16 protein-coding genes are annotated in these 20,884 nt (G+C 75.3%); 6 read left to right on the forward strand and 10 right to left on the reverse strand.

The genetic code is table 11. From position 1 onward, the window contains the following. Positions 1-102: 102 nt before the first annotated feature. From ACFQ8C_RS28695 to ACFQ8C_RS28720, 6 genes are read right to left on the reverse strand one after another with little or no spacing between them, the layout of a single operon-like run. Positions 103-1,086, reverse strand: a complete 984-nt coding sequence (locus tag ACFQ8C_RS28695) for a UbiA family prenyltransferase (protein WP_383462738.1) — start codon at positions 1,084-1,086, stop codon at positions 103-105. Then, positions 1,083-1,922: a class I SAM-dependent methyltransferase gene (locus ACFQ8C_RS28700; RefSeq protein ID WP_383462740.1), complete on the reverse strand. Its 840-nt coding sequence runs from the start codon at positions 1,920-1,922 to the stop codon at positions 1,083-1,085. The genes ACFQ8C_RS28695 and ACFQ8C_RS28700 overlap by 4 nt, the downstream gene beginning before the upstream one ends. Next, a complete protein-coding gene (locus ACFQ8C_RS28705) occupies positions 1,919-3,535 on the reverse strand; it encodes an AMP-binding protein (protein WP_383462743.1) in 1,617 nt (538 codons plus the stop codon). The genes ACFQ8C_RS28700 and ACFQ8C_RS28705 overlap by 4 nt, the downstream gene beginning before the upstream one ends. Beyond that, entirely contained in the window at positions 3,532-4,884 is a 1,353-nt protein-coding gene (locus ACFQ8C_RS28710) for a protoporphyrinogen/coproporphyrinogen oxidase (RefSeq protein WP_383462746.1), read from the reverse strand. Before ACFQ8C_RS28710 ends, ACFQ8C_RS28705 begins: the two co-directional genes overlap by 4 nt. Positions 4,885-4,942: 58 nt before the next feature. Next, on the reverse strand, positions 4,943-6,118 hold the full coding sequence (locus ACFQ8C_RS28715) for a DegT/DnrJ/EryC1/StrS family aminotransferase (protein WP_383462749.1): 1,176 nt from the start codon (positions 6,116-6,118) through the stop codon (positions 4,943-4,945). Beyond that, positions 6,115-7,197, reverse strand: coding sequence for a DegT/DnrJ/EryC1/StrS family aminotransferase (locus tag ACFQ8C_RS28720; protein ID WP_383462751.1), 1,083 nt, complete (start codon positions 7,195-7,197; stop codon positions 6,115-6,117). Before ACFQ8C_RS28720 ends, ACFQ8C_RS28715 begins: the two co-directional genes overlap by 4 nt. Before the next feature lie 336 nt (positions 7,198-7,533). On the opposite strand from ACFQ8C_RS28720, the gene ACFQ8C_RS28725 reads away from it, so the two are divergent. From ACFQ8C_RS28725 to ACFQ8C_RS28745, 5 genes are read left to right on the forward strand one after another with little or no spacing between them, the layout of a single operon-like run. Next, positions 7,534-8,565 (forward strand): Gfo/Idh/MocA family protein, encoded by a 1,032-nt coding sequence (locus ACFQ8C_RS28725; protein WP_383462754.1) that lies wholly within the window; start codon positions 7,534-7,536, stop codon positions 8,563-8,565. After that, the gene (locus ACFQ8C_RS28730) at positions 8,549-10,804 is read left to right on the forward strand and encodes a M20/M25/M40 family metallo-hydrolase (RefSeq protein WP_383462757.1); all 2,256 of its coding nucleotides are present in this window, start codon (positions 8,549-8,551) and stop codon (positions 10,802-10,804) included. Before ACFQ8C_RS28725 ends, ACFQ8C_RS28730 begins: the two co-directional genes overlap by 17 nt. Then, positions 10,801-11,937, forward strand: coding sequence for an Ldh family oxidoreductase (locus tag ACFQ8C_RS28735; RefSeq protein WP_383462759.1), 1,137 nt, complete (start codon positions 10,801-10,803; stop codon positions 11,935-11,937). The genes ACFQ8C_RS28730 and ACFQ8C_RS28735 overlap by 4 nt, the downstream gene beginning before the upstream one ends. Beyond that, complete coding sequence (locus ACFQ8C_RS28740) at positions 11,934-12,941, forward strand: Gfo/Idh/MocA family protein (RefSeq protein ID WP_383462761.1); 1,008 nt, start codon at positions 11,934-11,936, stop codon at positions 12,939-12,941. Before ACFQ8C_RS28735 ends, ACFQ8C_RS28740 begins: the two co-directional genes overlap by 4 nt. Further along, on the forward strand, positions 12,938-13,396 hold the full coding sequence (locus ACFQ8C_RS28745; RefSeq protein WP_383462763.1) for a DUF6917 domain-containing protein: 459 nt from the start codon (positions 12,938-12,940) through the stop codon (positions 13,394-13,396). The genes ACFQ8C_RS28740 and ACFQ8C_RS28745 overlap by 4 nt, the downstream gene beginning before the upstream one ends. A gap of 73 nt (positions 13,397-13,469) precedes the next feature. Here the strand turns inward: ACFQ8C_RS28745 and ACFQ8C_RS28750 are convergent, their stop codons facing one another. The 4 genes from ACFQ8C_RS28750 to ACFQ8C_RS28765 all read right to left on the reverse strand — a co-directional run bounded on the left by ACFQ8C_RS28750 (position 13,470) and on the right by ACFQ8C_RS28765 (position 19,151). Further along, the gene (locus tag ACFQ8C_RS28750) at positions 13,470-13,994 is read right to left on the reverse strand and encodes an EF-hand domain-containing protein (protein ID WP_383462766.1); all 525 of its coding nucleotides are present in this window, start codon (positions 13,992-13,994) and stop codon (positions 13,470-13,472) included. Between the two features lie 118 nt (positions 13,995-14,112). After that, positions 14,113-15,369, reverse strand: coding sequence for a nucleotide sugar dehydrogenase (locus ACFQ8C_RS28755; protein WP_383462768.1), 1,257 nt, complete (start codon positions 15,367-15,369; stop codon positions 14,113-14,115). A 93-nt stretch (positions 15,370-15,462) separates the two neighbouring features. Beyond that, positions 15,463-17,178, reverse strand: coding sequence for a class I adenylate-forming enzyme family protein (locus ACFQ8C_RS28760; protein WP_383462771.1), 1,716 nt, complete (start codon positions 17,176-17,178; stop codon positions 15,463-15,465). Between the two features lie 197 nt (positions 17,179-17,375). Further along, positions 17,376-19,151: a CoA transferase gene (locus ACFQ8C_RS28765; protein ID WP_383462774.1), complete on the reverse strand. Its 1,776-nt coding sequence runs from the start codon at positions 19,149-19,151 to the stop codon at positions 17,376-17,378. A gap of 304 nt (positions 19,152-19,455) precedes the next feature. Here ACFQ8C_RS28765 and ACFQ8C_RS28770 point away from each other — a divergent pair, with 304 nt between their 5' ends. Continuing rightward, positions 19,456-20,823 carry an MFS transporter gene (locus ACFQ8C_RS28770; protein WP_383462776.1) on the forward strand — a complete coding sequence of 456 codons (1,368 nt, stop codon included), beginning with the start codon at positions 19,456-19,458 and terminating at the stop codon, positions 20,821-20,823. The last annotated feature ends 61 nt before the right edge of the window (positions 20,824-20,884 follow it).

The raw sequence follows: 20,884 nt of genomic DNA on the forward strand, positions 1-20,884 counted from the left end.
CTTCTGCAGCTCCGGCAGGCCGGAGGAGAACTGCGCGACGACGAACGTCAGCAGCCCGCCGAGCACCGCGAGGCCCGCGATCAGCACTATCCCGGCCGCCGCTCAGGCGGTGACGGCCGCCAGCAGGTTCGCCGTGATCATCAGGACGACCCCGAGCCGGTGCACGGCGAAGCCGGTGCGCCGGGCCCGCATGATGTCGCCCGACCGGAAGCCGAGCAGGTACTGGCGCAGCCGCAGCAGCGAGGCCGGCAGCATCACCAGGACGAACCACCAGGGGGCGACGCCCACGAGGCTCGCGACGGCGACGGCCAGGAACTCGGCGAGGGAGAGCGCGCCGATGAACCGGGCGTTGCCGCGCTCCGACACCAGGGCGGCGACGGTGGGCCGGCCCACCGCGCGGTCTCCGTCGACGTCGTTGGTGTTGGAGTACACCCCGAACATCAGCGGACCGAAGCCAAAGAGCACGGCCTGGACCAGCAGGAAGCCGGTGGCCTGCCCGGTGACCATGCCGTACGGGAGGATCACCAGGGCGAAGCCGAGGGCGACGAGGTAGAGCTCCTGGAAGCCGTGGTAGCTGAGCTTGACCCCGTACGAGTACTGGAGCGTCACCACCCACAGCACGACGAGCCCGATCGAGGTCCACGCAGGCCGGTGCGGGGCCAGCGCGGCGGTCGCCCCGAACAGCAGGGCCGCCAGGACGGCGCTGCCCCAGGCGAAGCGCAGCGCCTCGGGGACCGTCAGGTCACCGGCCACCAGCGGCTTGCGCTTCACGTTGCGCAGCGGGTGGTCGGGGCCGTAGTTGGTGATGTCGCTGCCGTCGCGGAAGCCCGTGACGTCGTCGAAGGCGGTCATCGCCATGAGCAGGAAGACCTGCCCGACGAGGAAGACGCCGAAGAGCGCGGCCGTCCGCCCGGTGGACGCGCCGGCGAGCGGCAGGACGGCGGAGAGGGCGATGAAGGTGCCCAGGTAGTAGTCGTAGACGTCGAGCTTGCCGAGCCGCGCGTAGGTCCGGAGCCCGCTGTCGACAGCGGGGGCGGCGGGGGCGGGAGCGGGGGCGGTGCCCGTCGTGAGCGTGGAGTCTGTCATGTCGCCTCGGAGCTTGGGGTGGAGAGGGTGGTACGGGCGGGGCGGCGGCCCTGCACGGAGTAGAGGACGCCCGTCGCGGCGGCGAACCCCGGGTCGCGCATCAGCGCGCCGAGCCGGTCGAGGTCGGCGGGGGCGAAGCCGCCGTCGAGGAGCCGGGGCGCGAGCTGGGCGAGGTGGTGGAGCTGGAGCCCGAGCGCGGGCGTGCCGGGGGCGCGCACCAGGACGTGCGGCCGGATGCGGAGGCCGGTGAGGCCCGCCTCGCGCAGCGCGGCGGGCGCCCGGCGGCCCCAGCCGGGATCGCCGCCGGCCGCGCGCATCAGCGCCGCCTTGGCCGCGGTGAACCGCTCGTAGAGCCGGGCGTCCTCCGGTGAGGGCGCCAGGAGGCACGGTTCGTGTCCGGCGTCGAACTCGTCGACCTGGAGGAGTCCGCCGGGCCTGAGCGCCCGCACCAGCCGGCCCAGCACCGCCTGCCGCTCGGGCAGGTGCTGGAGGACCAGGCGGGCCACGACGACGTCGTACGCCTCCTCGGGCAGGGGGTCGGTGACGACGTCGTGGGCGAGGACGGTCAGTCCGGGTCGGGTGGCGATCCGGCCCGGCTTGATGTCGGTGGCGGTGACGGTGCCGCCGGGCGCGACGAGCCCGAGCAGCGCGTACGAGACGCTGCCGGCACCGGCCCCGATCTCCAGGCAGTCCATGCCGGGTGCCACGCCGGCCTCCCGGAGGTGGCCGAGCGTCAGCGGGTCGAGGGCCCCTTCGAGGGAGGCGTGGTGGCGGGCGCTGTGCGGGCTGTCGTTGTCGAAGACGTAGCCGCTGGGCGCGGGCCGGCTCGCCGTCATGTCCAGCGGCCGGTGCCGCAGGTCTCGGTGCTGCCCGTGAGCCGTTCGAGGAGGGCGGCGCGCCGGACCTTCCCGGTGGCGGTGCGGGGGACGTCGTCCCAGGCGACGACGGCGGGCTCGGCGAGCGGCGGGAGGCCGTCCGCGGCGCGCTTCCAGCTCACGGGGTCGAGGGTGCCGTCCTCGGTGACCACGACGGGCAGCGGGGCGGCGCCGCCGGTCCGGGCGAGGACGACGCACTCCAGGGCCTCGGGGAGCAGGTCCTCCAGCATGTCCTCGGTCCGGAGGCAGCTGAATCCGGGGAGGTGGTCGACCTCCCGGTCGAGGAGCCGCACGCTGCCGTCGCGGGCGATCGTCCCGATGTCCCCGGTGTTCCACCAGGAGCCGTGCCTCTTGGCCGTCCAGCGCTCGGACTCCCCGGGGTAGTCGGGGGCGAGCGCCTTGGTGCGGCACAGGATGAGGCCGGGGGTGCCGGCGGGCACGGGGAGGAAGGTGTCGGGGTCGACGGCCTTGAGGCGGGTCTTCAGGGGGACGGGGCGTCCGAGGTCGCGGACGGTCGTCGCCGTGCCGTCGGCGGCCCCGGCGACGGAGCGGCGGGTGTGGAAGGCGAAGGTCAGCGGACCGGTCTCGCTCTGTCCCCAGCCCTGCATCCACAGCGGCCGGCGCAGGGTGCTGGCCCGCAGGTAGGACCGGATGACGGGCGGGTGCACGGCGTCGTAGGTGCTGATGTAGGTGCGGACGTCCCGGAAGGGGTTGTCCAGGCGGCGGGTCAGCGGGCGCAGCCGTACGTAGTGGGAGGGCAGCGCCTCGACGACGGTCGGCGGATGGGCGCGCAGCAGGAGGTCGGCGGTCTCGGGCCGGCCCTGGGAGGCGAGGGAGATGTGCCGGGGCGCCCGGACGGGGGCGACGGCGGTCCAGCAGATGGTGCGGCCGTGGGCGTAGGAGCTGGCGTTGAAGAGGCTGTCGTCGCGGCGCAGACCGATGCGGGGCGTCGGCAGGGTCTCGAAGCGGGCGAGGTGGTGGACGAGGGTGCGGGTGGTGTGGGAGACGAGCTTCGGTACGCCGGTGGTGCCGCTGGTGTGGACGACGACCAGGGGGGCGTCGTCGTCGCGGGGGTGGGGTCCCGGGTCGGGGTGGCCGCTCAGCTCGTCGAGGTGGACGGCGCCGGGCGGGAGTGCGCCGCGGGGGCCGAGGACGACGGTGGTGCGGGCCGCTCCGGCGAGGTCCACCGCGGGGTCGCGGCGCAGGACGCCGAGGTCGGTGACGAGGACCCGGGGGGCGCAGCGGTCCAGGAGGACGCGCAGGACCTCGGGCGCGAGGTGGTCGGAGAGCTTCACGGGGACGGCGCCCGTGCGGACGGCGGCGCAGGCGATCAGGTCGTAGTCCCAGTGGTTCGCCTTGACGATCGCGACCCGTTCGCCGGGGCCGGCTCCGGCGGCGGCGAGCGCGCCGGCGGTCTCCTGGACCAGCAGGGCGAGTTCCGGGACCGTCCATTCGGTGGCTCCGTTGCCGGTGGGCGAGGGCGCCAGGTCGAAGGGGCGGTCGAGGTGGAAGCGGGTGGGGGTGCCCGCGTCGGCGAGCTCGTCGAAGAGGGTGCCCAGGTCGTGGGGGGTCATGCGGCGGTCTCCTGCCGGGCGGTACGGCCCCGGTGCGGGGCGAGGTGGGCGAGGACGCGGGCGGCGGCGAGCGCGCCGGAGCGGGCGGCGCCCTCGCTGGAGGGCCGGGCGGCGACCCAGTCGCCGGCGTACTCGACGGCGCGGGCCGGGCGGCGCAGGAAGGCGGCGCGCACGGCGAGGGCGCGCGGGGTGAGCTCGGGCATGGCCTCGGGCCAGTGGTGGACGTGGGTGGCGGTGAGGGCGTCGCCGAGGCCGGGTACGTAGCGTTCGGCGGCGGCGGTGAGCCTGCGGGCGGCCTCCTCCTCGGTCGCCCCGGCGAGTTCGGGGATGCGGCGCGGCGAGGCGAGCAGGCTGATCAGGCCGGCGCCGACGGGGGCCCGGTCGGGGCATTTGAGGTGGTCGGCGATGACGCAGGAGAGCAGCGGCTCCTCGCACGCGGGGGTGAGCAGGGCGTAGGCGCCGCCGCGCGGGGCGAGGGGCCGGTCGAGGGCGCAGCTGACCTTGAACATGGGCCGGAAGGTGGAGGCGGCCACGTATCCGGCGTCGGCCGGGTCGGGTCCGCCGGTGAGCCGGACCGCGACGGGGGCGGGCACGGCGAGGACCACGGCGCGGGCGGTGAGGGTGACGCCGTCGACGGTGAGCCGGGCGTGGTCGCCGTGGTCGGTGACCTCGTCGACCCGGTGGCCGTACCGGGTCGTGAGTCCCGCGGCGAGGCGGGTGGCGAGCAGGTCCATGCCGCCCCGGTAGGTGCGCCACGCGGAGACGGGTCCGACGGCGAGGAGCAGCCCGACCAGCGGGGCGGCGGCGCTGCGTTCCGCGTCCCAGCCGAAGAAGGCGGAGGAGAGCGGCTGGAGCAGGTGGTCGTGGAGGTCGGGGTGGTAGGAGCGCGCGGCGGCGGCGACGGTGTCGGAGCCGAGCGGGGTGGTCTCGGGGTGGTCGTGGTCGATCTCGGTGCGGCGGCGTCCGCTCCAGGCGAGGAAGCGGGCCAGGGAGGGCCGGGCGGCGGGGACGAGTCCGGCGCCGGTGAGGACGGCACGGGGTTCGCCGACGCCGTTGTGGGGTCGGCCGCCGCGCCACACGGCCATGGGGCGGCCGATGCGGGGCACGTCGTCGGGGGTGAGTCCGGCCCGGCGGATCAGCTGCCAGGTGGCGCGGTAGCCCTGGGCGGAGATCTGCTCGGCCCCGGTGTCGATGAGGTAGCCGTCGCGGCGGACGCTGCGCATCCGGCCGCCGGGGGCGTCGGCAGCCTCGAAGACGCACACCTCGTGGCCGTTGCGGCTCAGTTCGTGGGCGGCGGCGAGTCCGGCGAGACCGGAGCCGATGACGGCGATGTCGAGGTCAGGGGTCATGCGGGGGTACTCCGTGCGGGGCTGGGGCGGGTGGCACGGCCCGTCCGGGTGGGTGGGGTCACCGGCGGGTGCGCAGGGCGTGGGCGCGGACGGCGTCGGTGACGCGTTCGACCTGGGCGTCGGTGAGCCGGTGGTGGACGGGCAGGGAGAGGTGGCGGCGGGCGGCGTCGCGGGCGTGCGGCAGGCCGGGGCCGGGGCGGGCGGCGGCGACGGGGGTGAAGGCGGCCTGCTCGGGGAGGGTCCTCGGGTAGTAGACGTGGGTGTCGACGCCTTCGGCGGAGAGGTGGTCGCGCAGGGCGTCCCGGTCGTCGGCGAGCAGGGTGTAGACGTAGTAGCAGCGGCCGTCGGTGCCGGGGGGCGGGGTGGCGATGCCGGGCAGGCCGGCGAGGTGTTCGGTGTAGTGGGCGGCGATCCGGGCGCGGCGCTCCAGCCGGGCGGTGAGGCCGGAGAGCCGGTGGAGCTGGAAGGCGGCCTGGATCTCGTCGAAGCGGCTGTTGACGCCGATCCTGTGGTGCAGGCCGCGCCGGACGCCGTCCTGGCCGTGGTTGCGGAGCATCCGGACGGTGCGGCCGGTCTCCTCGTCGCGGGTGACGACGGCGCCGCCCTCGCCGGGCATCCCGAAGGACTTGACCTGGACGAAGGAGTAGAGCCCGGCGTCGCCCCACAGCCCCGCGGGGGTGCCGTCGAGGACGGCGCCCTGGGCGACGGCGGAGTCCTCGATCAGCCGCAGGCCGCGGGCGGCCGCGAGGGCGGTGAAGCGGGGCATGTCGGCCATGACGGAGAACATGTGGGCGGGCATCAGCGCCTTGGTCCGCGCGGTGACGCGGGCCTCCGCGTCGGCCGGGTCCAGGGTGAGGGAGCGGGGGTCGATGTCGCCGAAGACGGGGACGGCGCCGGCGTGGAGGACGGCGGCGGCGAGCGGGGCGCAGCCGAAGGCGGGGACCACGACCTCGTCGCCGGCGCCGACGCCGAGGGCGGTGAGGATCAGGTGGAGGGCGGAGGTGCCGCTGGAGCAGGCGACGACGTCGGTGGCGCCGAGCCGCTCGCGCAGGGCGTCCTCGAAGCGGCGGGTGTGGTCGCCGAGGATGAACTTCTGGTCGGCTCCGGTGCCGATCTCGTGGAGGAGCCGCAGCAGGGTGTCGCGGTCCTCGTGGAAGAGGTCGGGCGGAAAAAAGGGGACGCGGTCGCCGGGGGTGGCGGCGGTCCCGGTGTCCCGGTCGCTGGTGGTGGTCATGCGGGCACCTTCCCGGTGTGGAACGCGCGGACGGCCGCGCAGACCCGGTCCACCTCGGCCTCGGTGAGATCGGCGTAGAGCGGCAGGGCGACGGCGCCGCGGGAGGCCGCCTCGGCGACGGGGAAGTCGCCGGGGCGGTGGCCGAGTTCGGCGAAGCAGGGCTGGAGGTGCAGCGGCCGGGGGTAGTACGTCTCGGTGCCGATGCCCTGGTCCTGGAGGTGGGTGACGAGCTCGTCGCGCCGGTCGGTCTCGATCAGGTAGACGTAGAAGACCTCGTCGGGGGCGCCGGTGACCGCGGGCAGCCGGGTGATGCCGGGCGAGCCGCGCAGTCCTTCGTCGTAGCGGCGGGCCAGGACGGCGCGGTGGCGGATGTCCTCGTCGAGCACGGTGAGTTTGGCGAGCAGGACGGCGGCCTGGAGGTCGTCCATCTTGCTGTTGTGGCCGATGTGCACGGTCTCGTGGGAGATGCCGGGGAAGTGGGCGAGGGTGCGCCCGGTGCGGCCGTGGTGGCGGAGCGCGGCCACGTGGTCGGCGAGGTCCGGGTCGTCGGTGAGGACGGCCCCCGCGTCGCCGAGCGCGCCGAGCGTCTTGCTGGGGAAGAAGGACAGCACGCCGCCGCGTCCGTGCAGCCCGGCGTGGACGCCGTTCTGCCGCATGCCGATGCCCTCGGCGCTGTCCTCCAGGAGCGTCACTCCCCGGTCGGCGGCGAAGGCGGAGAGCGCCGCCATGTCGGCCATCCGGGAGAAGAGGTGCACGGGCAGCATGAACCGGGCGCCGTCCGCGGCCTCGTCCCCGATCGTCTCGGGACGCATGGCGTACGTGTCCGGGTCGATGTCCGTGAAGACGGGCCGCCCGCCGGCCAGGACGACGGAGCTGGCGGTGGCCACGAAGGAGTACGCGGGGACGAGGACCCGGTCCCCGGGGCGCAGCCCGCACGCCTGGAGGAGGAGCACCAGGGCGTCGGTCCCGCTGTTGACCCCGATCACGTGGCGGGCGCCGGTGTACCGCGCGAGGGCGTTTTCCAGACGCCCGACCTGACGGGAATGCGAGAACTTGCCGTCGGCGAAAATCTCGTCCACTCCGGCCCGCAGCTCTGGCCAGATCTTTTCGAACGTCTTCGCCTGGGAGAAAAAGGGAATGCTGGTTCGCGTCACGCGGAAACAATTCTTCTCGGCCGACGGGACGCCGGCGTCAACCGGGCCGGTCATGGGGCCCGAGAGTGCTGAAGGGCGAGGCGGTGCCCGCCCCCTGGAAGCCTGCCGAGCGAGCGTAACAGCGCGCCGATCGACGTCACGAACCCGCAAAGGAAATTCATACTTCTCGGTGATCATGCCTCCGATTTCCTTGACCGATGTCGCGCGCGGCGGAGAGATTCTTCGCTGCATCCCGCCCGAATCATCGAATGGAACAACCGTATGAGGCAGCCTCTGATCATCGGACTGGGCCGGGCCGGCTCCGGGCTGCACCTGCGGGCCCTGCGCACCGCCCGCGACCGCTCGCCCGACCTCTGGCGGGGACCGGTCGTCGCCGTCGACCCCCGCCCGGGGCGGCGCGCCCCGCTGCCGGACGGCGTCACCGTGACGGCGACGCTCGACGAGGCACGCGCGCTGCTGCCCCCCGACCGCGCCGTGGTCCACGTCTGCACCCCGCCCGCCACCCGGCTCCCGGTCCTCGCCGAGCTGTCCGCCGCCGGTTACCGCGACCTGATCGTGGAGAAGCCGCTCGCCACCGACACCGCGGAACTGACCGCGATCACCGAGCTGGTGGCCCGGCACGGGACGCGCCTCGCGGTCGTGGCGCACTGGCCCGCCTCCGCCCTCGCCGACCGTCTGCGCGCGGCGATCGCCTCGGGCGCGCTCGGGCGGCTGCTCCGCATCGACGTCGCCCAGCACAAACCGCGCTTCACCCGCTCGCTGCGCCCCGACGACGGCCATCCCACGGCGTTCGACGTCGAGTTGCCGCACTCCCTCGGCCTGGTCCTGTCGCTCGCGGGCCCGGCCGAGACGACCGGCGCCCGGCTGACCGACCTGCGGATCGGGGAGACGGTCCGCCCCGGCCTGGGCTCCGCGGTGCTCGACCTCCTGCACGCGAACGGGGTGCGCACCCGCATCCACTCCGACCTCACCGCCCCGGTACGCGAGCGGCGGGTCGCCCTCACCTTCGAACACGGCACCACCGTCGCCCACTTCGCCCCGAGCGACGCCGACGACCACGTACAGCTCGACATCGCCGGGCGCCGGGAGGTGTTCCGCGACGACGCGCTGACCGCCTTCCTGCACCGGACCTACACCCGCTTCGCCACCGTCCCGCCCGAAGACCCCTCCTGGGACGCGGACTTCACCCTCCACGCCGACGCGGTACGGCTGCTCGGCGCGGCCAAGCGGCGCTGCGCGGCGGACGTGGCCGGCGAACCGCACGAGGAGGCCCCCCGTGTCGCGGCCCGTTGACCTGACCGGCCGGATCACCGGCATCGGCGACGAGGCCGCCCCCGGGCTGGCCGGGCAGATCGCCGTCGCCCGGGAGTTGGGCTGGTCCGCGCTGGAACTGCGCAGCCTCGACGGCACGGCGCTGGCCGACCTCTCCGCGTCGGCCGTACGGGAGGCCGCCGCGCGCCTGCACGCGGCAGGCCTCGGCGTGGTCTGCCTGGACTCCCGCATCGGCAACTGGGCCCGCCCGGTCACCGGCCCCTTCTCCGCCGACCTGGACGAGCTGGACCGCCTCGCCGAGCACGGCAGGGTGCTGGGCTGCCGCAGCCTGCGCGTCATGTCGTGGACCGACGGCGGACTGCCCGAGGAGGAGTGGGCGGCCGAGGCCATCGACCGCATGCGCCGGCTGGCCCGCCGCGCGGAGCGGCTCGGCGTCGAACTGCTCCACGAGAACTGCGCGGGCTGGGCCGGCTCCGACGCCGACCGGACGCTCCGGATGCTGGCCGAGGTGGACAGCCCGGCGCTGCGCGTCCTCTTCGACACCGGCAACGGCGTGCCCTACGGCTACGACGGCCACGCGCTCCTCGAACGGCTCCTGCCGTACGTCGCCCACGTCCACGTCAAGGACGCGCTCCCCGGCGACCGCCCCGGCGAGGCCGTCTACACCCCGCCCGGCGAGGGCGTCGCCCGGGTCGCCGACTGCGTACGGCTCCTGGAGGAGCACGGCTACCGGGGCGCGTACTCCCTCGAACCCCATCTCGTGGTGATCCCGCACGCGGGCGTCCGCGGCGAGGCCACCGAAACGGCCCGCCCCTTCGTCCGGGCCGCCCGCGCCCTCGCCGCCCTGCCGGTCCCGCCCCCGCCCGGCCCCACCCCCTCCCCCGCCGTCTCCGCGCCGGCCCCCGCTCCGGCCGGCCCCCCGCCGCCGCCACGTCCGGCCGGCATCGACACGGGACTGCTGCTCCACCTGCTGCACACGCCCACCGCGGGCCCGCTGGAGACCGGCCCCGACGCGCCCCACCACCTGACGGCCGCCCTCCACTCCTACGCCGCGGCCGCCGCCCGGCTCGGCTTCACGACGGTGCGCCTGGGCTCCCCGGCCCCCGGGACGGTGCTGCGCGACGACACCCCACGGCCGGTACGCCGCGCGGTCGAAGCCGACCCGTCCTTCCTGGAGCGCCAGCCGAGCCTGGTGCTGCGCCTCGGCCCCGCGCTGCCCCGGGAGCGCACGGTGATGTTCAACGTGCACCTGGACACCGTCGCCGGCGGCGAACCGCCCGCGTACGACGGCGGCCGGTTCCACGGCCGGGGAGCGGTCGACGCGAAGGGCCCGGCGGTCGCACTGCTCGCCGGGATCGCGGCCGCCGCCGAGAGCCGCCCGGCGATCGGCCGGGACGTCGCGGTCCTCGTCCAGGCGGTGGCCGGCGAGGAGGGCGGGGCGCTCGGCACCTTCGGCACCCGGCCGCTGGTGGAGGCGGGCCACGTGGGCCGGCTCAACGTCTTCTGCGAGCCGACCGGGCTGCGCCACCTGCCCCGCGCCACCGCCGCCGCCACCGCCCGCGTCTCGGTCGAGGGCGAGGACGCCGTCGACGACCGGCCCGGGGCCGGACACAACGCCACCGTCCTCCTGGGCTTCCTCGCCCAGCACCTCGCCGCCGCCCTCGGCCCGGCCCCCTCCGGCGGGCCCCCGCCCACGGTCTGCGTGGCGGGGCTGCACACCGGCACGCTGCACAACAAGGTGCACGGCACCGGCAGTCTGCTGCTCAACCTGGCCTACGCCACCGCCGAGGCGGGCGCCGCCGCCGAGCGGGCCCTCGCCCGCGCCCTCGACGACGGACTGCGCGAGTTCACCGCCCGCTTCCGCGGCATCCCCCTCTTCGCCCGGACGGCGGCCGACGCGGCCCGGATCACCCGCCTCGACTGGGAGAAGCGAGGACTGCCCGCGCTCGGCGCCCAACCCGCCTGGGGCGAGGCCCTGTTGGCCCGCGCCGGCATCCCGCGGTGGCCCGACGACGAGCCCGGGTTCACCTGTGACGCGATCTGGCTGGACGGCACCGAAGCCTCCTTCACCACGGTGTTCGGCCCGGGCTCGCTGGACGCCAACAAGGCGCACGCGGCGGGTGAGTTCGTCGACCTGGCCGACCTGGAGGCGTTCGCGGACCGTACCGCCGCGCTGCTGACCGCCTTCGCCGATGACGTCCGGTACGGCGCGGAGCACCGCGCCGTACCGGTAGCTACCGAGAAAGCAGGAACCGCATGACGTCCACGCTGCCCGACGCCGCCGTACCCCGGACCCGTGACGGGAGGGAGGTGACGGTCGCGTACGAGACCCTGCTCGCCGAGACCGCCGCCTGTTTCGTCCGTCTCGGAGTGCCCGAGGGCCGGGCCCTGCTCGCCGCCGAGGCGCTCTGCTACGGCGACCTGACCGGCATGGACTCGCACGGCGTGTTCAACCTGGCCCGGCTCTACGGACCGCTGCTCCGCTCCGGCGGCGCCGACCCCCTCGCCGAACCGCTGGTCCTGCGCGACCTGGGCCCCTGCGTGGCCCTGGACCACCGGCGTGCGCTCGGCCTGTGGGCCGCCTCGGAGGCGATGGACCTCGCGGCGGAGCGCGCGGCCCGGTGCGGCATCGGCCTCGTGTCGGTGCGGGGCGCCACCCACTTCGGCTGCGCGGGCGTCCACGCCAAGCGGGCCGCCGACCGCGGCATGATCGGCGTCGTGGCCTCCAACTGCGGCGGCCAGCGCATCGCCCGCCCGCCGCTCGGCGCCGCCGCCCTGCTCGGGACCAATCCGCTGAGCGTGGCGGCCCCCGCCCTCGAAGGGCGCCCGTTCGTCCTGGACATGAGCACCACCGTCGTCCCGACCGGCCGGATCCGTACGGCGGCCCGCGACGGCCGGGAGGCCCCCGAGGGCTGGCTCACCGACGACGCCGGGCGACCGGTGCGGGACGCCGCCGCCTACGACCGGGGCGAGGCCTGGCTGGGCTGGCTCGGCGGCACCCCCGCGACCGGCGCCTTCAAGGGCTTCGGTCTCGGGCTCGCGGTGGAGCTGCTCGCCGCCGTGCTGCCCGGGGCGGCCACGGGCCCTTCCCCCACCGCCCTGGAGGGCGACGGCAGGCCGGGGGGCGACGACGACGACATCGGCTTCCTCGTCATGGCCATCGCACCCGGCGTGCTCCGCGACGGCTTCGACGACGACGCCCGGGAGATGTTCGGCACGGTCCTCGGCTGTCCGCCGCTGCCCGGTCAGGGACCCGTACGCTACCCGGGCCACCCTGAGGCCGAACGCGCCGAGCGACGGCGCGCGTCGGGCGTCCCGCTCTCCGCCGCGCTGCACACCGAACTGACCGCCCTCGGCCTCCGGCTCCCGGTCACCGCGGAGGAGAACGCGTGACGCCGCCCACCGGTGCCGGTCCGCTGCGCCTGGGGGTCGCCGGACTCGGTGTGATCTCCCGCTTCTACCTGGCCGCCGCCGAGCGGATGCCCGAGTGGGAGGTGGCCGCGGTCTGCGACCTGCGCGAGGAGGCGCTGGCCCCCTTCCGCGGCCGGGTCGCCTGCCACACCGACCACCGGGAGCTGCTCGCCGCCGGGCCGCTGGACGCCCTGGTCGTCGCCGTGCCCAACCACGCGCACGCCGAGGTGTGCGCGGACGCGCTGCGGGCCGGCGTCCCGGTCTGCGTGGAGAAGCCGCTCGCCCTCGACCCGGCGGACGGCCGCCGCCTGGCGGAGCTCTCCCGGGAGTACGGCGTCCCGGTCCTCACCGCCTTCCACCGCCGCTACAACGACCAGGTCCTCGCGCTGCTGGGCCGACTGCCCGCGCCGGACGCCCCGGTGCGGGTGGAGTCCGTACGGGTGCGGTACCTGGAGCGGATCGAGGAGCACATCGGCGCGGACACCTGGTACCTGGACCCCGCCCGCTGCGGCGGCGGCTGCGTCGCGGACAACGGACCCAACGCCTTCGACCTGGTACGCCTGTTGCTGGGCGAGACGCCTTCGGAGGTCGTCTCCGTGGACGTGACCCGGGACGCCGCCGGCACCGACCGGCAGGCCGTGATCGAGCTGGCCGGGCCGGGCGGCCGCGGCCTCGTGGAGCTGGACTGGTCGTACCCCGGCGAGGTCAAGGACGTGGTGGTGCGGCTCGACGACGGCACCGAGCTGTCCGCGGACATGCTGGGCGGCCGCCCCGGTTTCAAGGAGTCGCTCTGGCACGAGTACGAGGGCGTGCTGAGGGACGTCGCCGGTCTGCGCGGACTGCCCGACCCGTCCCTGGCCGTCGAGGGCGGCCTGGCCGCGCTCGAACTGGTCGCCGCCGTCTACGCCGCGGAGGCCTCCCCCGGTCTCCCGGCGCCCCGGAGCGCCGGGGAACCGCGCCTCACCCCCCGACCGGAGCCCCGATGACCACCTCTCCCGCCCCTCTCTCCGCCTCCCCCTCGCCGTCGCTCGACGCCGGCCGGCACGAGAACGGCGGCAAGCGCGCGGTGCGCGGCACGCTGGTGAAGGTGCTGCTGCACGAGCGCACGGACCGGGGCATGACCCTGGAGCCGTTCGCCGCCCGCTGCGTCCGCCGGGGCGAGGTGCACGAGCTGCTGACGACCGACCGGTGGACCGACGCGCCGGGCGCGCGGGTGGACCGGGTCGGCTTCCTCGGCTTCGTGGAGCTGGAGAACGGCGGTGTCGTCGACCGCGGGGACACGGTGCTGGTCGGCGGGGAGCCGGTGGGCAGCGTGCTCGGCTTCGACGGCTGCCACCTGCCCAACCACTACAACATCGTGATCCACGCGTCCCGGCTGCTGACCGGCCGGTCCCTGGCACTGGAGCCCGAGACCCCGGTGGTGTTCCTGCCGGCCGGCTGAGCCGCACACGAAGGACGGCCGGCCGGCACCCCCCGAGAGGGTGCCGGCCGGCCGCTTCCGGCTGCGGTGGGGCTCAGCCGAGCAGCTCGACGTCGAGCTCACCGGTGTGGAACTGGCGCACCGCGTCGAGCAGCTCGTCCTCGGAGAGCGTGCCGCTCTTGTCGGAGTCGATCTGCTGGAAGGCCGCGCGGCCCGCCTTCTCGTCCAGGCCGATCGCGCCGAGCCACGCCGCGAACTCGGCCTCGTCGATGACGCCGTCGTTGTTCTTGTCGGCGAGGGCGACGATGCCCTTGGTGACCGGGCCGAGGACGGGGTTGAAGGTGGCGGGGCCACCCTCGACGACCTCACCGGCGGCCTGGAGGAACTGCGCGCGGTTGATCTGGCCCTCGGCCGAGGCGCCGGCCTTCTTCGCGAGCAGGTCGAACATCGCGATGAAGCCGTCGCGGAGCTGGGCGCCCTTCGCCGACTCGGGGGTCTCGCCGAAGGCGCGGGCGATGTTGGCGGCCTCGGTGACGAAGTCCGAGGGCTCCAGCACGCCGTCGCCGTTCGCGTCCCACTTCTCGAAACGCTTGGCCAGACGCTCCTGGGCGATGGTCATGAGGTTTTCTCCTTAGTTCTTCACGGGTGTCGCCCGGACGGGCGTCCGGGCTGCCTTTCCTCGGTCCGGCCACGCGCGCGCGTGGCCGGACCGGAGGTCTGTGGGGCGTGACGCGGCGTCAGAGCCGCACCACGCGTCTGCCCTCCGCCGTCCCCCGGGTGTCCAGGACCGGGCAGTCGGCGGTGTCCCAGTCGGCGGACCGGTACTCGGCGTGCTCCTGGAGCAGCACCACCAGGTCGCTGCCGGCGAGGGCCTGTTCGCGCGAGCGCTGCCGGGGGACGGGGACGCCGTCCACCTCGAAGCGTTCGACGTACGGGTCGTGGTAGGTGAGCCGGGTGCCGAGCGCGCCGAGCGCACGGGCCACGCCGTAGGCGGGCGACTCCCGGGTGTCGGAGATGTCGGCCTTGTAGGCGACGCCGAGCAGGGTCACCCTGGCCCCGGCGGGGTCCTTCCCGGCCGCGACGAGCAGGTCCTGGGCCCGGCCCGCGACGTGCTCGGGCATGGCGTCGAGGACGGCGCGGGCGGCGCCCAGGGTGTGGAAGGTGAAGCCCTGTTCGGCGGCGTGGCTCATCAGATAGCGGGGGTCGACGGGGATGCAGTGTCCGCCGACGCCGGGGCCCGGCCGGAAGGCCGAGAAGCCGAAGGGCTTGGTGTTCGCGCAGCGCAGCACGTCCCAGATGTCGATGCCGACCCGGTCGCAGTAGACGGCGACCTCGTCGACCAGGGCGATGTTGACGTACCGGTAGGCGTTCTCGAGGAGCTTGGCCATCTCCGCCTCCCGCGTCCCGGCGGCGACGACGACCTCGTCGACGAGCCGCTCGTAGAAGGCGGTCGCGTGCTTGGCGCAGAGCTTGGTGCAGCCGCTGACCACCTTCGGCGTGGTGCGCAGGCTGTAGCGGCGGTTTCCGGGGTCGATGCGCTCGGGGGAGTACGCCAGGTGGAAGTCCTCGCCGACGCGCAGTCCGTGCGCTTCGAGGAGGGGCCGGACGATCTCCTCCGTGGTGCCCGGGTGGCTGGTGGACTCGACGCAGACCAGCACGCCGGGCTCCAGGTGGCGGGCGACGGTGCGGACCGCCGTCGTCAGCGGTAACAGGTCCGGCTCTCCCGTCGGGGTGAGGCCGGTGGGCACGCAGATGACGACGGTGTGGGCGCCGGCGAGGATGCCGGGGTCCGTGCCGGCCCAGAAGCCGGTGGCGCGCATCGCCGCGATGGACTCGTCGGGGATGTCCTCGATGTGGGAACGCCCCTGGTCCAGCCCCCGCACGACCTCGGCGTCGATGTCGAAACCGACGGTCGCGAGCCCCGCCTCGCAGGCCCGGCGGGCCAGCGGAAGGCCGACGTAGCCGAGACCGACCACGGCGACTTCTGTGAACATGCGTCCCCCTGTGATTCACTCCACACAAGGAAGTTGAATCAAAGATTCCGTTTGCAGCAACAGGATTGCATGCAATTCCTGCGTTTCGCGCAATCAATCCACTACTTCGCCCACATGAGTGAAATCGCCTGCTTCCAGGTCGACGCGGACCGTCGTGCCGGGCGGCGCGGCGCCGCCCAGGGCGTCCGCGGCCCAGGCGGTGACGGTGCGGCGGCAGACCTTCCCGGTGGGCCGCAGCGGCATCCGGTCGAGCACCAGGAGGTACTCGGGGAACTTCCGGCGCTCCAGGCCCCGGGCCGCGAGGTGGGCGGTCACGGTGCCCAGGGCCGGCGCGGGCACCCCCGGGACCGGCCGGACGACCGCGCACAGCCGCTCGCCGAACTCCTCGTCGGGCAGGGGGACGCAGACCGCCTCGGCGATGCGGGGGTCACTGCCCAGCTCGTGCTCCACCTCGGCGGGGCTGATCGTGTAACCGCCCCTGATCACCACGTTCTTGAGCCGGCCGAGCACCCGGAGCCGCCCCTCCCCGTCGAGCGCCCCGAGGTCACCGGAGCGGACCCAGCCCGTCGCGGTCCGGTAGCGGGCGTCGAGTTCGGGCGCGTCCACGTAACACAGCGGTGTCATCGGCCCCTTGGCCTGGATCTCCCCGGGCTCGCCGATGGCCGCGCGCGTGCCGTCCGGCCGGACGATCCGGATGTCGGCCACCGCGGGGTCGGGGGTGCCGGCGGTGTCGCCGGCCGGGGTGACGGTGTGGCAGTTGACGCCGTCGGACGAGCCGTACACGGTGACGACCGGCACGCCGAAGCGTTCCCGGCAGGCGGTCGCGGTGGAGGCGGGCAGCGCGGCACCGCTGGAGACGACGGCCCGCAGCGCGGAGGTGTCCTCCCCCGGCGTGCGGGGCAGGTCGGCCATCCGCCGCAGCATCGTCGGCACCCCGAAGACATGGGTGGGCCGGTGGTCGACGACCGCCCCGAGCGCCTCGCGGGCGTCGAACCGCTCGCGCGTGATCAGGGTCGCGCCGAGCGCGGCGAGAGCCACCGGGACGCCGAGCGAGCCGTACGAGGAGGCCAGCGGGACGAGCACGAGGAACCGGGGCGGCTCGGCCGGGAAACCCGCGAGCGCCCGTACGTACGCGGCCCGGCCCCCGGCCATCGCCTGGTGGCTGTAGGCGACCAGCTTCGGCTCGGCCTCGGAACCGGAGGAGACGAGGAGCCGCGCCGGAGCGGCGGCCCCGGCAGGCCGCTCCGGCGGCCGGAAGGCCGCGCGCGGCACCGCGCCGTCCAGGCCGCCCACCCCGCCGGACGCCTCGGGCGACGCGGTGAACACGGCGCGGAGCCAGGGCAGTTCCGCCGTCGCCTCGATGTCCCCCGGTTCGCCGAGGACGGCCCCGCCCGCCCTGGAGCGGGCCAGCAGCGAGCGGGTGTCGCGGACCCCTCCCCCGAGCGGATACGGCAGGGCGACCGCGCCGAGGGCGTAGACCGCGAGTTCGGCCGCCGCGGCGAGCCGCCCGTTGGGCAGCCGCAGCGCGATCACGTCGCGGGCGCCCAGCCCCGCCTCCGCGAACAGACCCGCGACGCGCAGCACCTCCGCGTACAGCTCGCCGTAGGTGAGGGTCCCCCGGTCGTCCACCACCGCCTCGCGGCCGGGGAAGGCCAGGGCGTTCCGGCGGAAGAGCGTGAAGAGGTCGGCGTCGGGGCACAGGCCCCGCGCCTCCCACGCCTTGCGGTCGGCGCGCGGCACCCGGTCGGGCAGCTCCAGGCCGTTCCGGGAGCGCCAGGGGGTCTCCCGCACGGTGTACGTCGCGGTCATCGGGTTCCGCCTTCGAAGTGGGGTGCGGGTCGGGGCGCACGGCGGCCGCGGCCGGGGCTCACGGAGGAGCGCCCGGACACCGGTCGGGGGGATGGAGGGGCCTGGGCGCGACGGACCCGGGCGCGTCGGCGGCGGGTTCCGTCAGCGCGTACGGCCGGGCGTGGTCACCGGTCCGCCGGGTATCGAGCGCCGGCGCCTCACGCGGAGGTCTCCTCGGTGAACGTCCAGGGAGCGGCGGGACGGGCGTACGGAAGGCACTCGTCCGGCGGGAGGACGGCGCGGGCGAAGGCCGGGTCGCCGGCGAGGCCGGCCAGGTCGGTACGGACGGCGACCGACGGCAGTCCGGCCGCGCGGAGTTCGGCCAGCCAGGCGTCCGTCGTCCGGCGCCTCAGCCGCTCCCCCACCGTGTCGGCTCCGGCGGCGCCGACGGTCCGGGCGACCTCTCCCGGCCTGGACCGCGCCCCGGCGCCCAGGTAGAGCAGTCCGTCGGCGGTGGGCAGCGGGTGGTCGAGCGGGGAGAGGGCGACCCGGCGGCCGGCCCGGGGCACCAGCGCCGCCGCGGAGAGCAGCGAGGAGTGGACACGGCCGCCCCGGCGGGTCCGCTCGCGGGCGAGGAGGCCGGCGAGGACGGCCTGGGCGAGGACCAGGCCGCCCAGGACGTCGGTGACGGTCATCAGGGAGGGGGCCGGGGGCTCGGCCGCGGGGCGCAGCGCGGCGGCGAGGCCGCCGTGGACCTGGGCGAGGTAGTCGGTGCCGATCGGCGGGACGGGGCCGAGGGCGGCGCCGAATCCGGAGGCGGAGGCGTACACCAGGCGGGGGTTGAGGGCGTGCAGCGCGTCGGCGTCCAGGCCGAGGGAGCGGTCCTTGCCGGGGGCCCAGTTGTGGAGGAAGACATCGGCGTGGGCGGCGAGTTCGCCGACGGTGTCCCTGCCCCGGCGGGTGGTGAGGTCGGCCTCGACGACGGCCTTGCCGTGGTTGAGCGCGGAGAACCGGACCGAGCAGCCCGCGGCGACCGGCGGCAGGGCGCGCTGGGGGTCGCCGCCGGGGGGCTCGACGCGTACGACCTCGGCGCCGAGCATCCGCAGGACGTGCCCGGCCATGGGGCCCTGGACACGGCGGGCCGACTCGACGACCCGTACGCCGGCCAGCGGCAGGGCGTCCCTGCGGGAGGCGGTGGGGGCCGGGGCGGTCCGGGGGTGGAGGGGGTACGGCCGCGGATGGAGGGCGGGCTCCATCGTCCAGGGGGCGAGGCCGCGCGGTGGCCCCGTCGCCTCGCCGACCTCGGCGACCGACACGCCGTGCGCGGCGCCCGCGTGCCGTACGGCCTCCAGGGGGTGGGCCAGGACGGCGGCGCGGAGTTCCCGGGCCAGGGGGCAGACCGCCGTGCCGAAGCGGGACTGGAAGGGCAGCCAGCCGCGTCCCGCCGTGCGCGGCGGAACTCCCAACCGGCCCCAGAAGCCGGCCCAGGCGGTGGGGTCGAGCGTCTCGATCTCGACGCGCGCGCCGTCGGCGGTGACGAGGGTCGCGAGCCCGGTGGCGTTCCCGGCCGCCGGGTCGTCGTCCGGGACGGTGGCGGCGGCGAGGTACTGGGTGACCGTGAGGAGCGCGCCCTGGGCGAGGGAGGTGCCGGTGCGCAGCGGTGGGCGGCCCTGGGCGCGGGCGAACAGGGCCGCCGTGACGCCCTGCGCGGCGAGCACGCCGGTGACGGTGGAGACGTACTCCGCGGTGAGCGGCGCGGGGGCGCCGGTGGCCCTGCCGTGCACGTGCATGACGCCGCAGGCGGCCTGGGCGGCGCGCTCGTCCCCGGCGTCGACGCCGACCGGTCCGGCGCCGCCGACGGTCCACGACGGAAGGTCCCGGTCGCCGCCGGGCAGGGCGTCGAGGGTGCGGTCGAGCAGCGCCCCGGCCACCGTTCGGGCGGTGTCCGCGGGCGCGGACGGCGCCCTGGTAGCGGCCTCCTCGGACAGGCTCACGTACGCCGACCGCCTTCCCCGTCCCGCAGCATCGCCGTCGCCTCCCCACCTCGGAACGATCTTTCCTCCGGGTGAGAACAGCGCGGGGCCGACCGGGGCACGGCCACCTGCGCCGTTTCACCCCGACGGACGGGCGCTCGTACGACCGTCCGGGAGCGGACCCGGCGTCCGCGGGGGCGTCATAGAGGTTGGCCGCATTCAGCCGTCCTCAACTATGGTGTCCCACCACATACGATGGTGACCTGCACATTCCTACGGTATGGCGACACCGATTCGTCCCCGTACCTGTCTGGAAGTGGTGCACATGGCCGCCGCAAGAACCGCTCCGACACCGCCCGGATCCCTCAAGCGCATCGTCGCCGCCAGCCTCATCGGCACCACCATCGAGTGGTACGACTTCTTCCTCTACGGATCCGCCGCCGCGCTCGTCTTCAACAAGCTGTTCTTCCCCGAATCGGACCCGCTCGTCGGCACGCTGCTCTCCTTCCTCACCTACACCGTCGGGTTCGCCGCCCGGCCGATCGGCGCGCTGGTCTTCGGGCACTACGGGGACCGGCTGGGGCGGAAGAAGCTGCTGGTGCTCAGCCTGCTGATGATGGGCGGGGCGACCTTTGCCATCGGTCTGTTGCCGACGCACGCGACCGTCGGATCGGCCGCTCCGCTGCTGCTCACGGCGCTGCGACTGGTCCAGGGCTTCGCGCTCGGCGGCGAGTGGGGCGGTGCGGTGCTGCTGGTGTCGGAGCACGGCGACGCGCGGCGGCGCGGCTTCTGGGCGTCGTGGCCGCAGACCGGTGCCCCGGCCGGCCAGCTCCTCGCGACCGGAGTGCTGTCGGCGCTGACCGCGCTGCTGTCGGACGCCGCGTTCACCTCGTGGGGATGGCGGATCCCGTTCCTGCTCTCCGGCGTGCTCGTGATGGTCGGACTGTGGATCCGGCTCTCCGTGGACGAGTCTCCGGTCTTCAAGGCCGCGCTCGCCGCCGCCGAGGAGCGCAAGGCCGCCCACGCCGCGGCCGAGAAGCCCCCGCTCGTCGCCGTGCTGCGCGACCACTGGAAGGACGTCCTCATCGCGATGGGCGCCCGCATGGCCGAGAACATCTCCTACTACGTCATCACCGCCTTCATCCTCGTCTACGCCACCACCTCCGTCGGCCTCTCCAAGCAGACCGCGCTCAACGCCGTCCTCGTCGGCTCCGCCGTGCACTTCGCCGTCATCCCGCTCTGGGGCGCGCTCTCCGACCGGATCGGCCGCCGGCCGGTGTACCTGATCGGCGCGGTCGGCGTCGGCGCCTGGATGTTCCCCTTCTTCGCCCTCGTCGACCGGGGCTCCTTCGGCAGCCTGCTGCTCGCCGTGACCGTCGGCCTGGTCCTGCACGGCGCCATGTACGCCCCGCAGGCCGCGTTCTTCTCCGAGATGTTCGCGACCCGGATGCGCTACTCCGGCGCCTCGATCGGAGCGCAGTTCTCCTCCGTGGCGGCCGGCGCGCCCGCCCCGCTGATCGCGACCGCCCTCCTCGCCGACCACGGCAGCTCCACCCCGATCGCCCTGTACGTGATCGCCGCCGCGCTGCTCACGGTCGTCGCCGTCGCCTGCGCCCGGGAGACCCGCAACGCCGACCTCTCCGAGGCCGACGAGCCGAGTGCCGCGCCCGCCCGGGTCGGCGCCGACGCCTGACCCGCGCGCCGGAGCTCCGGCCCCGCGCCCCGCCGGGGCGGGGGGCCCCGCCGTCTCAGTC

Source organism: Streptomyces sp. NPDC056503, assembly GCF_042794995.1.
Taxonomy (GTDB): domain Bacteria; phylum Actinomycetota; class Actinomycetes; order Streptomycetales; family Streptomycetaceae; genus Streptomyces.